We start from the raw sequence: 12,209 nt of genomic DNA on the forward strand, positions 1-12,209 counted from the left end.
AAAATTCCACAGTGGGCTTGACTTTTTGGGGATTGTCTGTTAGACTGTTTCTGCTGGGTTGTGACCTTGCAGGGCTTTGATGGTTCTTGTTGGTCTGGTCTGGTGTGTATCAAACGATTTAGGGATTTGACAAGGGTTCTGGTTGTTTGGTAGAGTTTTGGAGCTGCCTTTTCTGGGTCCTGCTTTTTGTGGGGTTTGGTTTTGTGCGTCCGATGTTTGAGAACTCAACAGCGTGCTTTTTAGTCAATGCCAATGCATTTTTGCATTTTGTTTTTAATCCCGTGCCATTCTTTTTGGATGGTTCGAGATTCCTTTGATTACTAATGATTTGACCAGTTTTTGGTCTTTTGTCAGTTGTCGAATTTTCTGTTGACGGTTTTTTGCAGGCTTCCTTTTGTTTGGTTGCCTGTTTTGCCGATATTTTTTTGACGGAGAGTTTGATCCTGGCTCAGGACGAACGCTGGCGGCGTGCTTAACACATGCAAGTCGAGCGGTAAGGCCCTTTCGGGGGTACACGAGCGGCGAACGGGTGAGTAACGCGTGAGTAACCTGCCCCCCTCTCTGGGATAACAGTTGGAAACGGCTGCTAATACCGGATATTCAGACCTTTAGGCATCTTTTGGTTTGGAAAGTTCTGGCGGTGGGGGATGGACTCGCGTCCTATCAGCTTGTTGGTGGGGTAGTGGCCTACCAAGGCGACGACGGGTAGCCGGCCTGAGAGGGCGACCGGCCACATTGGGACTGAGATACGGCCCAAACTCCTACGGGAGGCAGCAGTGGGGAATATTGCACAATGGGGGAAACCCTGATGCAGCAACGCCGCGTGCGGGATGACGGCCTTCGGGTTGTAAACCGCTTTCAGCCATGACGAAGCTTTTGTGACGGTAGTGGCAGAAGAAGCACCGGCTAACTACGTGCCAGCAGCCGCGGTGATACGTAGGGTGCGAGCGTTGTCCGGAATTATTGGGCGTAAAGAGCTTGTAGGCGGTTTGTCGCGTCGAAAGTGTAAACTCAGTGCTTAACGCTGAGCCTGCTTTCGATACGGGCTGACTAGAGGAAGGTAGGGGAGAATGGAATTCCCGGTGGAGCGGTGGAATGCGCAGATATCGGGAGGAACACCAGTGGCGAAGGCGGTTCTCTGGACCTTTCCTGACGCTGAGAAGCGAAAGCGTGGGTAGCAAACAGGCTTAGATACCCTGGTAGTCCACGCCGTAAACGGTGGGTACTAGGTGTGGGGGACATTCCACGTTCTCTGTGCCGTAGCTAACGCATTAAGTACCCCGCCTGGGGAGTACGGCCGCAAGGCTAAAACTCAAAGGAATTGACGGGGCCCCGCACAAGCGGCGGAGCATGCGGATTAATTCGATGCAACGCGAAGAACCTTACCTGGGTTTGAAATATACCGGAAACGTCTAGAGATAGGCGCCCCGTAAGGTCGGTATACAGGTGGTGCATGGCTGTCGTCAGCTCGTGTCGTGAGATGTTGGGTTAAGTCCCGCAACGAGCGCAACCCTCGTCTAATGTTGCCAGCAAGTTATGTTGGGGACTCGTTAGAGACCGCCGAGGTCAACTCGGAGGAAGGTGAGGACGACGTCAAGTCATCATGCCCCTTATGTCCAGGGCTTCACGCATGCTACAATGGTCGGTACAGTCAGTTGCGAGCCTGTAAGGGTTAGCGAATCTGTAAAAGCCGGCCTCAGTTCGGATTGGGGTCTGCAACTCGACCCCATGAAGTCGGAGTCGCTAGTAATCGCAGATCAGCAACGCTGCGGTGAATACGTTCCCGGGGCTTGTACACACCGCCCGTCAAGTCATGAAAGTTGGCAACACCCGAAGCCAGTGGCCTAACCCTTGTGGGGGGGGAGCTGTCGAAGGTGGGGCTGATAATTAGGACTAAGTCGTAACAAGGTAGCCGTACCGGAAGGTGCGGCTGGATCACCTCCTTTCTAAGGAGCCATTTTCAACCGTTTGGTTGGTGGTTTTGTGGAACATTGACTTTTGACTGATCAGGTTTTTCTGGTTGTTTAGTACTGCTTGCTTTTGTGAGTGTGGAACGCGCTGGTTTGGTTTGGTTGGTTTTTTGCACGCTGTTGGGTTTTGAAGCCTCGGATTTTGGCTTCGTGCGGTCAAGCGCGCATGGAACGTTTTGTTTGTTTTGTGTGGTTTGGTTTCGCCCGTATTTTGAGAATTACACAGTGGACGCGAGCATCTTTGTAGATTTAAACAACAAGCTACTAAGTGCAATCGGTGGATGCCTTGGCACCAAGAGCCGACGAAGGACGTAGTAACCTGCGATAATCCCTGGGGAGCTGGTAAACGAGCTTTGATCCGGGGGTCTCCGAATAGGGAAACCTCGAAGTTACCGGAGTTGTGTCCGGCGGCCTGCACCTGAATTTATAGGGTGTTTGGAGGGAACGTGGGGAAGTGAAACATCTCAGTACTCACAGGAAAAGAAAACAATTGTGATTCCGTTAGTAGTGGCGAGCGAAAGCGGAAGTAGGCTAAACCGCATCTGTGTGATAGTTGACAGGCGTTGCAGGTGTGGGGTTGTGGGAAGTGTTTTGATCAAGCTGTTGATTGGTCGGAGAGTTAGAAATCATTAGTTAAGTAGAAGCGTGCTGGAAAGTTGCGGCATAGAAGGTGAGACCCCTGTATGCGTAAGCTAGTGACTCTTTTAATGCTTTTTCCCAAGTAACACGGAACCCCTGAAATTCCGTGTGAATCTGGCGGGACCATCCGCTAAGCCTAAATACTCCTTGGTGACCGATAGCGGACTAGTACCGTGAGGGAAAGGTGAAAAGTACCCCGGGAGGGGAGTGAAATAGTACCTGAAACCGTTTGCATACAATCCGTCGGAGCCCGAGAGGGTGACGGCGTGCCTTTTGAAGAATGAGCCTGCGAGTTAGTGGTGTGTGGCGAGGTTAACCTGTGTGGGGTAGCCGTAGCGAAAGCGAGTCCGAATAGGGCGTTTTAGTCGCATACTCTAGACCCGAAGCGTTGTGATCTATCCATGGCCAGGTTGAAGCGACGGTAAGACGTCGTGGAGGACCGAACCGACTTAAGTTGAAAATTGAGCGGATGAGCTGTGGATAGGGGTGAAAGGCCAATCAAACAACGTGATAGCTGGTTCTCCCCGAAATGCATATAGGTGCAGCGTTACGTGTTTCTTTCCGGAGGTAGAGCACTGGATGGTCTAGGGGGTCTATAAGCTTACCGAAATCAACCAAACTCCGAATGCCGGAAAGTTAGAGCGTAGCAGTGAGACTGCGGGGGATAAGCTTCGTAGTCGAAAGGGAAACAGCCCAGATCATCAGCTAAGGCCCCTAAGAGATAACTAAGTGGAAAAGGATGTGGAGTTGCGGAGACAACCAGGAGGTTGGCTTGGAAGCAGCCACCCTTGAAAGAGTGCGTAATAGCTCACTGGTCAAGTGATTCTGCGCCGACAATTTAGCGGGGCTCAAGTTATTCGCCGAAGCTATGGCATTTACACATGTACTTGATCTTTGATCCAGGTGTGTGGATGGGTAGGGGAGCGTCGTGTGTGTGTTGAAGTGGTGGGGTGACCTGACCGTGGAGTGCACACGAGTGAGAATGCAGGCATGAGTAGCGAATGACGGGTGAGAAACCCGTCCGCCGAATATCCAAGGGTTCCAGGGTCAAGCTAATCTTCCCTGGGTAAGTCTGGACCTAAGGCGAGGCCGACAGGCGTAGTCGATGGATAACGGGTTGATATTCCCGTACCGGCGTGTCAGCGATCCTGCTGAACGAGATAATGCTAAGCATGCAAGGGACTTTTTTTCACCTTCGGGTGTTTGATTGTTTCCGAGTCTGTGACCCAAGTCTCTTTTAGGCAAGCTACGGAGGGACGCAGGAAGGTAGCCGTACCGGGCGATGGTAGTCCCGGGCTAAGAGTTCGAGGGTGTCTAGTAGGTAAATCCGCTAGGCGTTTATCCTGAGGCTTGACGGGTAGACCGTATGGTCGAAATCGGTGATCCTATGCTGCCTAGAAAATCTTCGTTAGCGAGTTGTCATGTCCGCCAGTACCCTAAACCGACTCAGGTGGATGAGTAGAGAATACTAAGGCGTTCGAGAGAATCGTGGTGAAGGAACTCGGCAAAATACCCCCGTAACTTCGGAATAAGGGGGGCCGGAGAGGTTTATAGCCTTGATGGCCGCAGAGACCACGCCCAAACGACTGTTTATCAAAAACACAGGTCCGTGCCAACTTGAAAGAGGATGTATACGGACTGACTCCTGCCCGGTGCTGGAAGGTTAAGGGGAAGTGTCAACTTTTGTGAAGCACTGAACTTAAGCCCCAGTAAACGGCGGTGGTAACTATAACCATCCTAAGGTAGCGAAATTCCTTGTCGGGTAAGTTCCGACCTGCACGAATGGAGTAACGATTTGGGCACTGTCTCCACCATGAACTCGGCGAAATTGCATTACGAGTAAAGATGCTCGTTACGCGTAGCAGGACGGAAAGACCCCGGGACCTTTACTATAGTTTGGTATTGGTGATCGGAACGACTTGTGTAGGATAGGTGGGAGACTTTGAAGCTCAGACGCTAGTTTGGGTGGAGTCATTGTTGAAATACCACTCTGGTCGTTCTGGTTATCTAACCTAGGTCCATTATCTGGATCAGGGACATTGCCTGATGGGTAGTTTGACTGGGGCGGTCGCCTCCTAAAAGGTAACGGAGGCGCCCAAAGGTTCCCTCAGCCTGGTTGGCAATCAGGTGTCGAGTGTAAGTGCACAAGGGAGCTTGACTGTGAGACTGACAAGTCGAGCAGGAACGAAAGTTGGGACTAGTGATCTTACGGTGGCGTATGGAAGCGCCGTAACTCAACGGATAAAAGGTACCCCGGGGATAACAGGCTGATCTTGCCCGAGCGCTCATAGCGACGGCATGGTTTGGCACCTCGATGTCGGCTCGTCGCATCCTGGGGCTGGAGTCGGTCCCAAGGGTTGGGCTGTTCGCCCATTAAAGCGGCACGCGAGCTGGGTTCAGAACGTCGTGAGACAGTTCGGTCCCTATCCGCTACGCGCGTAGGAGTCTTGAGAAGGGCTGTCTTTAGTACGAGAGGACCGAGACGGACTAACCTCTGGTGTGCCAGTTGTTCTGCCAAGAGCACGGCTGGTTGGCTACGTTGGGAAGTGATAACCGCTGAAAGCATCTAAGTGGGAAGCACGCTTCAAGATGAGGACTCCCGCCCTTTGTGGGGTAAGACCTCCGGTAGACTACCGGGTTGATAGGACAGATGTGGAAGTGTAGTAATACATGGAGCTGACTGTTACTAATAGGTTGAGGGCTTGTTTTTTCTACAAAGATGTACGCGTCCACTGTGTTGTTCTTGGGGTACGGACGGCAACCCTTTTGGGGGTTGGTCCTAACTCGATAGTGTTTCGGTGATGATAGCGGAAGTGAAACACCTGGTTCCATTCCGAACCCAGAAGTTAAGCCTTCTAGCGCCGATGGTACTGCAGGCGGGAGCCTGTGGGAGACTAGGTAGTTGCCGGACTTTTTAATGCCCTCCAGGCTTTTGTTTGGAGGGCATTAACTTTTCACACACAAAAATTTTTTGTTGGTGCAAGAGATCTCCATTGCTATGGGGTTAATGAGTTGTTATTCTCCCTTGCTCATTGACAAATCATGTTTAGTGCATTATCTGTAACCATCACTAAATGGTTATGATTGGTCGAACGCCTCTATATCAACTGGAAAGAGTTTCATGGATTCACGCTCAAACGACGGAAGAGACCGTCGTAATTACGAACAACGCGCAGATCGAGCCGGTGGACGAAAGCAGAACTGGGGATCTAGAGGGCGCGGGCGCTCCGGCGGAGGTTCATGGGGCAACAGTTCCAAATCCGAACGCTCAAACTATTCTTCTGGACGCAGCTTCGGAGGAAAGAAACGATTTGATCTTGATCACAAGCAGGGGCGTCCATACGGAAAGTTCGACAATCGTCGGGACGATCGCAACTTCGAAGACCGTTCAGAACGCAGGGATCGTAAGCGTTTCGATTCTCGAGGCGAAGGCAGCAACTGGAACCGCAAGGGCTCCGAAGACAGAAATCGTCGTAACAGTTGGAATGATCGCAGGGACGGCGACAATCGTAACGGGCATTCGTGGGGCGGTGACCGAGAAGACAAACGCAGTTGGAACAAGAACCGTTCCACTGACAAACGCAATTTCGGCCGCGACGATAACAAGGGACGCAAGCGTAATTTCGATAACCGCTGGAGCGATTCAGAAGATCGTAATAATCGTGGTTTTGACCGTGGCGAGCGTCGCGATGATCGTCGTGGGTCTTGGAACAAGTCCCGGGATTTCGATCGCAAGCCTTGGGGAAATAAGCGAAACGATCGTCACGACGATAGGCGAGATGGCGCGCGTGGCGAAAAGCGTTGGAACAACAACCGTAATGATCGTCGCTGGGACGATCGGGGCGGTGAAAATCGCTGGGAAGAGCGTAAGGACAGGCAGCCAAGAGAACGTCGTTGGAATGACCGACGTGAGGAACGTGGCTTTGACAGGCATGATGATAGACGCGGCCAGAAGCGTTGGAATGATCGACGTGACGATCACGGCGGCGAAAAGCGCTGGGGCGATCGCAGTGGCTTCAAGAATTATGACAGAGACTCTCGTCGCGATGACAGGCCAAATAACCGTTCGTGGGATCGCGAGCCCGGTAAATTCGATCGTCGTGACGAAGACAGGCGATCGCGTGAAGACCGTCACGAGGTCAAGCGAGATCACAGGAGCTTCCGTGAAGTTCGCAACGAGCGTCTAAATCCTGGCCTGCAGAGGCCGGAAAACGAGCCCGAACCGCTAGTAGATTTCGACGAGAAGTCCATTCCGTTCACTGTGCGGGCTGAACTTCGCGGTCTTCCCAAGGATCTTTCTGAACAGATCCAGGGCCACATCGCCGGCGCGATGGCAAGCATTGAAACTGACATGGAACTTGCTCTGGGGCATGCTCGGGCAGCTCGGCGCCTAGCTGCCCGTCTGCCAGTAATTCGTAGCATCGCTGGTGAGGTTGAGTACCAGGCTGGAAACTTCGATAAGGCACTCAGCGATTATCGAGCCGTCTTGAGGATGACCGGTAATCAGAACTATCTTCCCGTGATCGCTGACTGTGAGCGAGCCGGCGGTAAGCCTGAAGCTGCACTCCGCACTCTTAGGAATGCCAAGGATCTTGACGTTGAGCAGCAGGCTGAGGCCGTTCTTGTCGAATCAGGCGCTCGCGAAGACATGGGACAGCGCGAAGAGGCCCTTCGAGTTCTCAAGAATCAGATTTCTAGCGGGCTGGGCGGCCGATACGAGCAGGCCAGACTGCGATACGCCTATGCGAACCTCTTGGAACTAGCGGGTCAGACCAGGCAGGCGGAAGAGTGGTTCACGTCAGCTGCTAAGTATGACGACAATAACGAACTAGATACCGCAGCGCGCATCTCTGCGATAACGGGTGAGGAAATCGTTGAAGAAGCTACTGAGGAGTTCGAGGTTCTCGATGTCGACTTCGAGGAAGAACCAATCCATGACGATAGCCTCGATGGCAGCGAAGAAGAAATGGTTCAGGACGAGACTTCCGAGGAAGACGAACAGCCCGAAGAAGACGCTGATGAGCTCGAGCAGGACGAGAAAGAGGAAGATGAATCGTCTAATTGATCCGTACGACTGCGCCCTTTTCGACCTCGACGGGGTCGTATATCTGGGCCCCGAACCGGTAGTTGGTGCCCCCGAAGGCATCGGCAAGCTCAGAGAGCTGGACAAGAAGATCGGGTTCGTGACTAATAACTCCGGCAGGCTGCCCGAGACCGTCAGGGACCAGCTAAATGGCATGGGCGTCTATTGCGAACTCGAAGACGTCGCCACAAGCGGCCAGGCATCCCAAGATATGCTGCGCAAGGACCTAAAGCCGGGCGCTAAGGTGCTCGTCTGCGGAGCAGAAGCCTTCGACGACAAGGTTCGCGAGGCGGGTTTTGAGGTCGTCAAAACCTACGCTGATTCTCCCGAAGCAGTGATTTGCGGTTACAACCCCAAGATGCCTTGGGAACTTATCGACGAGGCGGCTCTGGCGGTGCAGAATGGCGTGCCCTGGTACGCCTCTAACCCGGACGCGACACGTCCCACCGATCGAGGAATCGTGCCGGGCGCTGGCGGTGTGCTGATGTTGATCGAGCTTTGCGCTCCTGGTCACAAGCCCGTGATTGCCGGTAAGCCGTACCGGCCGTTACTGGACTACACGATCGAACGAATGGGCGTTTCCGCTCCGATTTTCGTGGGTGACAGGCTGGACACCGATATCGAGGGTGCATACAACGTGGGCATCGACTCGTTCATGGTGTTTACCGGAGCTCATGGCAAACGCGATCTGATTTACGCAGCAGAGCACCAGCGTCCCACTTACATCGGCGCCGATATTCGTTCCATGAGCGAACCCGCACGCACTGCAACCGTGGATGGGCACGTCGCCACATGCAACGGGACCACCGTTCGGATCGAGAACGGCAGATTAGTCGCGGATGCAATGCCTTCCGACTACGAGGGCCAGCTCGATGCCCTCTGGGCGGGTAGCCAGCTTTCTTGGGCTAACGATGTAGACGCGGAAGACTTTCTGGTGGCACTAGATGACGTCCACTGATGATGCTCCGATGAGTGACGCTGGACGGATTCCCGTTACGGGCAATCACGCGGTCGACAGGGTCTTAGAAGAGTTGGGCGATATATCGGAGTTCTCTCCGAGCGATCGACTAGCCAAGCTTGCTAAGGCCCAAGACGGCCTGACTAGGGTCCTCGAAAGGTCTCGGGAATCAATTCCTATGCCGAAACCGAAAAATTGATTCGGCTAGACAAGGCGGTCCAGGCCCAGGTCAGGTCGCGCACTCGGGCGCAGAAACTGATCAGGTCGGGCAAGGTTCAGGTTAACGGTAAAACCGTCCTTAAACCCTCATTTGGAGTCGGCGAATACGACGTAATTGAGGTTGAAAACGATCGCTGGGTTTCCAGGGCAGCCTACAAACTTCTTGGCGCGCTTGAGGGGCTTCAGGAAGCTGGCATCCAACTTCCGGAAAGCCCGAGGGTGCTTGACGCAGGTGCATCGACAGGTGGCTTCACTCAGGTGATGCTTGATGCGGGTGCCCGTCGGATCTATGCGGTTGATGTCGGCCACGATCAACTCGATGAGACAATCCGCTCACACGAGCGAGTAGAGGTCAGGGAAGGTCTCAACCTGCGCGATTTAGTGCTTTCAGATTTGGATTCCGAGCCAGTCGACTTGATTGTCGGGGATGTGTCATTCATCTCGTTAAAACTGCTATTGAAACCGCTAGCGGGTGTCCTCAAACCAGATGGATTGGCGCTATTACTAGTTAAGCCACAGTTCGAAGTTGGCAAGGATCAGCTCGGAGCTGGCGGTGTCGTGCGAAGCGATGAGCTTCGTCGTGAAAGCGTAACCGCAGTAATAGAGGAGGCAAGAGGGGTCGGATGGAATCCCATCTGGAGCGCAGACAGCAAGCTGCCTGGACCATCTGGGAATCGCGAGATTTTTGTCTGCTTCAGCGCGACCGGGCAGAACAATTGAATGGGCTGGCTTAGGCAGCCTAGAACTAGCAGATAAGCTCGAAGGTATGAGTCGAAAAGTCGCGTTCGTGGTGCATCCTGCCAAGCCTGAGGCGGTAGATGCCGCATTGGAATTCGCTCAAGGGATGAGCGAGAAAGCGATTGAGTGCCTGGGATTGGGGCAGCGCGCCGAATTAGTTGCAGATAAGTGCGCGAACGTACAGATTTGTCGGCCTGAAGACCTCACCAACGATGTCGAGGTGATGGTCGTTTTCGGTGGCGACGGCACAATTCTCGCCGCGGCAGAGATGGCCGTGCCACATGGCATACCTCTGCTGGGTGTTAACCTTGGACACGTCGGATTTCTCGCGGAACTCGACCCCTCGAACATTCCAGAACTAATCGAACAGGTTATTTCTAGGCACTACGATGTCGAGGAGCGCTTGACTCTCGACGTCAGCGTCAACGACAACGGAGAAGAAGTCTGGCATTCTTTCGCCGTCAATGAGGTGACGATCGAGAAACATGCCAAGACGAAGATGCTGGATCTGCTTATCGAGGTCGACGGGCTACCGCTATATCGGTTCGGGTGTGACGGGTTGCTAGTCTCAACTCCAACGGGGTCTACCGCTTACGCTTTTTCGCTTTCTGGGCCGGTTGTGTGGCCTGACGTCGAGGCCTTTTTGGTTGTTCCGATGGCTGCCCACGCGCTGTTCGCGCGTCCACTGGTGCTTGCCCCTGACTCGCAGGTGGATGTCTGCGTTGCCGACGACACTGGGTCCCAGCTTGTCTTGTGGTGCGATGGACGTAGAACCGTCGACATGCCGCCGAGCGCGAAAATTAACGTCAAGCAGAACGCTAAGAAAATGCTCGTGGCGCGCCTTTCGGAGCAGCCTTTTACTTCCAGGCTAGTTAAAAAATTCAAACTAAATGTCGAAGGATTTAGGCACTAATGCTCACTAGTCTTCGCATTAAAGATTTAGGCGTCATCTCGTCGTCAACCCTGGATTTTGAGTCAGGAATGACTGTGCTCACGGGCGAAACCGGAGCCGGTAAAACGATGATTGTTAGCGGCCTCGGGCTGCTGCTCGGAGCGAGAAGCGACTCTGGGCTTGTCCGTCTAGGTTCCCAAAAGTGCCTGGTCGAGGGAACTTTTGATGCAGACAAAATAGTTGACGAGCTAAGCCAGTGCGGTGCCGAGATCGATGACGGCGAGGTTCTTTTCGCTAGACAAATAAGCAAAACTGGCAGATCTAGATCTTTCGCGGGTGGTGTGCAGATTCCGCTTGGCAAGCTAGGAGCTCTGACCGGAGAGCTTGCAACTTTGCACGGGCAATCCGAGCAGATTCGGTTGGGCACTTCGGAGCGTCAGAGGCAGGTGCTAGATCATGCTGCAGCACATGAGCAACTGCTCGAGGAATACCGAGAGCTATATGCGTTGCGGGCCCAGACCAGGGATGAATTGACGGAGGTCCGAAACAACGCTCAGGCCAGGGCCAGGGAACACGACGTTCTTGCTTACGGCTTAGACGAGATCGAAAAGGTGGATCCCCAGCCCGGCGAGGATAAGGAACTCGCCGCAGAGGCCGCAAGGCTCCAGGCAGTCGATGATTTAAGGACCCTGGCGGCACGAGCTAACCGTGCACTGTCTGGATCTCCGAGCGGCGATATAGACGAGCCTGGCGCATCTGGGCTGTTATTCGAAACCGTGAAAGCTCTCGAGCAGGTTGCCGACCTTGATGATTCTGGTGCCCAGCTTGCCGAAGCTGCTCGGCAGGCGAGTTTTGCTGTCGAAGATCTGTCTTCGAGCGTCGCAAGCTATCTCGCCAACCTGGAGGGCGACCCTCTGAGGCTGGAGGCTATTGGCCAACGCAGGGCAAAGCTGCAGGAGCTGACCCGCAAGTACGGTGATTCTATTGATGACGTGATTGCCTGGGCGCAGAACGCCAGCAAACGCGTTCTAGAGCTAAGCGACGATGACTCGAAGATAGCCAAACTATCGGAGCAGTTAGCCAAAATCGAGGCAAAGCTGCTTGAGGTCGGCAAGAGACTCAGCACGAGCAGAAAAAACGCAGCGGACAGGCTGGCTGAGAAGGCGATGGGGGAGCTGACCGCGCTCGCCATGCCGCATGCCAGGTTGATTTTCCACCTAGACCCTTTAGACGAACCCGGCCCTTGGGGTTTGGAAAAGGTTCAGCTACTGTTTTCCGCCAATCCAGGGAGCAAACCTGCGCCGCTAGCCAAGGTCGCATCTGGCGGTGAGCTGTCCCGAGTCAGGCTGGCACTTGAAGTGGTATTGGCGGCAGGAGACGAGGGCCACGTCTTCGTGTTCGACGAGGTCGATGCCGGCGTCGGCGGTGCGGTGGCGACCGAGATTGGTCGCCGCTTGGCCATGCTAGCTAAGCATTCCCAGGTGATCGTCGTAACCCACTTGGCCCAAGTAGCAGCCTTCGGCGACGCACATTACATGATCGCGAAATCAAGCGACGGCGAGGTTACAACCAGTGGAGTGACGCGGCTCGACGACGAAGCCAGGCTTACCGAGTTGGCAAGAATGATGGGCGGTTCCGATACGAAGACCGCTCTTGCCCACGCCAAAGAACTCAGGCAGCAGGCTGAAGATATTTAGAGGAATCGTGCCC

At 53.9% G+C, this 12,209-nt stretch carries 6 protein-coding genes and 3 rRNA genes; all 9 read left to right on the forward strand.

Annotated features, from left to right (window positions below):
- The first annotated feature begins 425 nt into the window (after nucleotides 1-425).
- The 9 genes from G556_RS0105445 to recN all read left to right on the forward strand — a co-directional run bounded on the left by G556_RS0105445 (nucleotide 426) and on the right by recN (nucleotide 12,196).
- Nucleotides 426-1,946: ribosomal RNA gene (locus G556_RS0105445) — 16S ribosomal RNA — on the forward strand.
- Nucleotides 1,947-2,224: 278 nt separating this feature from the next.
- Nucleotides 2,225-5,319, forward strand: a 23S ribosomal RNA gene (locus G556_RS0105450).
- An 84-nt stretch (nucleotides 5,320-5,403) separates the two neighbouring features.
- Nucleotides 5,404-5,520 (forward strand): 5S ribosomal RNA (gene rrf / locus G556_RS0105455).
- The 16S, 23S and 5S rRNA genes sit together here, the layout of an rRNA operon.
- 210 nt (nucleotides 5,521-5,730) lie before the next feature.
- Nucleotides 5,731-7,674, forward strand: coding sequence for a hypothetical protein (locus tag G556_RS11420; protein WP_155941751.1), 1,944 nt, complete (start codon nucleotides 5,731-5,733; stop codon nucleotides 7,672-7,674).
- On the forward strand, nucleotides 7,658-8,650 hold the full coding sequence (locus G556_RS0105465; RefSeq protein WP_028822039.1) for an HAD-IIA family hydrolase: 993 nt from the start codon (nucleotides 7,658-7,660) through the stop codon (nucleotides 8,648-8,650). Before G556_RS11420 ends, G556_RS0105465 begins: the two co-directional genes overlap by 17 nt.
- Nucleotides 8,651-8,660: 10 nt before the next feature.
- Complete coding sequence (locus G556_RS0105470; RefSeq protein WP_162139759.1) at nucleotides 8,661-8,849, forward strand: hypothetical protein; 189 nt, start codon at nucleotides 8,661-8,663, stop codon at nucleotides 8,847-8,849.
- Entirely contained in the window at nucleotides 8,849-9,589 is a 741-nt protein-coding gene (locus G556_RS0105475) for a TlyA family RNA methyltransferase (RefSeq protein WP_028822041.1), read from the forward strand. The genes G556_RS0105470 and G556_RS0105475 overlap by 1 nt, the downstream gene beginning before the upstream one ends.
- Nucleotides 9,590-9,635: 46 nt before the next feature.
- Entirely contained in the window at nucleotides 9,636-10,520 is an 885-nt protein-coding gene (locus G556_RS0105480) for an NAD kinase (protein ID WP_016455655.1), read from the forward strand.
- Nucleotides 10,520-12,196, forward strand: coding sequence for a DNA repair protein RecN (gene recN / locus G556_RS0105485; RefSeq protein ID WP_028822042.1), 1,677 nt, complete (start codon nucleotides 10,520-10,522; stop codon nucleotides 12,194-12,196). Before G556_RS0105480 ends, recN begins: the two co-directional genes overlap by 1 nt.
- The last annotated feature ends 13 nt before the right edge of the window (nucleotides 12,197-12,209 follow it).

Source organism: Propionimicrobium lymphophilum DSM 4903, from assembly GCF_000423485.1.
Taxonomy (GTDB): Bacteria; Actinomycetota; Actinomycetes; order Propionibacteriales; family Propionibacteriaceae; genus Propionimicrobium; species Propionimicrobium lymphophilum.